The organism is Bacillus sp. 05T31, from assembly GCF_056396725.1.
The window spans coordinates 1-1,277 of the sequence record NZ_JBFTMA010000952.1 but is presented as its reverse complement, the minus strand read 5'-3'; the positions used below and the strand labels follow the sequence as shown (position 1 = coordinate 1,277).

Annotated in this window: 3 protein-coding genes and 1 pseudogene; all 4 read left to right on the top strand. The window is 32.7% G+C overall.

What is annotated here, in order from left to right; translation table 11 throughout:
• The first annotated feature begins 78 nt into the window (after positions 1-78).
• Entirely contained in the window at positions 79-435 is a 357-nt protein-coding gene (locus tag AC1DJR_RS30230; protein WP_002085024.1) for an FtsB family cell division protein, read from the top strand.
• Positions 374-649: a hypothetical protein gene (locus AC1DJR_RS30225; protein WP_429688637.1), complete on the top strand. Its 276-nt coding sequence runs from the start codon at positions 374-376 to the stop codon at positions 647-649. The genes AC1DJR_RS30230 and AC1DJR_RS30225 overlap by 62 nt, the downstream gene beginning before the upstream one ends.
• A gap of 88 nt (positions 650-737) precedes the next feature.
• Complete coding sequence (locus tag AC1DJR_RS30220; protein WP_002012954.1) at positions 738-1,064, top strand: DUF3870 domain-containing protein; 327 nt, start codon at positions 738-740, stop codon at positions 1,062-1,064.
• A 104-nt stretch (positions 1,065-1,168) separates the two neighbouring features.
• A pseudogene (locus AC1DJR_RS30215) lies at positions 1,169-1,277 on the top strand (dipeptide epimerase); the annotation flags it as partial.

The following is a 1,277-nucleotide window of genomic DNA, read 5'->3' as shown; positions in this document are numbered from 1 at the left end:
TTTTATAAGAATAGAATTTAAGTTAGTAAGAGATCGTGCCTATGGTAGTGAGAAAATATGGGTTAGGGGGATTTGAAAATGAGGAAACTCAAAAGAGTCAATGTTCCTAATATACCAGAGCAACTATCACAGCCTAACGACAAGCGAACTATAAATAAGAAGAAGTTAAGGCGTTTTATTTTCATGTTCATTTTTATTGCTGCGACTACTTTGTACGTTCAATATATTTTAACGAAACAACAAGAAGTAATTAATGGCAAAAAAAATACAATAACAAATCAAAAGAAACAATTAGTTTCTTTAAAGAAAGATCAAGGTTCTTTAAAGACTAACATTGAGAATTTAACCGATAATGAAGAAGAGATTTTAAAGTTTGCTAGAAAAGAGTATCAATTTTCTAAGTCAAATGAAACAATATTCGTATTGCCAAAGTGAAGTGGTGGAACAGTTAGCGATAGCTAACTGTTTTTTGATGTATGAGGGGAAAGTTGTTTGTAGTGTGAATGTCATGGTACAAGGAGCAATGACATATTGTAAAAATGAGAAGTTTGAGCCAATTTTAATTGTTTCAAGAGATTTTCATAATTATGGAATATATGTCAAAATAAATATTGTTAAAATTCTGTCAATTGTATATAATACAAGGTAAGCGGATACATTTTTTAATCAACGTTGAGTTAACAGCTTATACGTCTGTTAAGAAAACCGTTATCCTCGTATAAGAAAGGAAGATAGCTGTGTACGCTTCAAATACAATTTACGTCGTAGGGGATGCGAAAGCACCTCAAAATAATCCCATTACCGAAAAGTTCAAAAGTTATTTTGTAGCATTTGTACTTGAGAAGGATACAGGGGAAATTGTAGATGCAGATTGCTCAGCCACAATTGCATTAACATCTCAATTTGTTAAATATTTGTTTCTACATAAAAATATTAATGACCCAGCATTAGTAACAGAAATAAAAAATCGGTACTTCGGTTCGTCTCAAAAGGCGCTACTTGTAGCGCTAAAAGATGCACAGAAAAAATATAATCAGATCGCTGCTTTGTCTACCCATTCATAGACAAAATCCAGCCGTAAGAATCTTCTTATGGCTGGATTTTTTTGTTTCGCATTAACGGAAAAGCCACCCGGATATTAAAGTATCACTCTATAAACAATGAAAGTATGAACAAAATGAAAATTACCGATGTGAAGGTAAACCGCCGACATGTAAATCTTCATACACCGTTTAAAACTGCGCTTCGCACTGTAACGGAAATCGAAAGTATAGATG

Excerpts from the sequence above, each read along its gene's own strand:
- AC1DJR_RS30230 (WP_002085024.1), top strand. The coding sequence starts at position 79 with ATGAGGAAACTCAAAAGAGTCAATGTTCCTAATATACCAGAGCAACTA.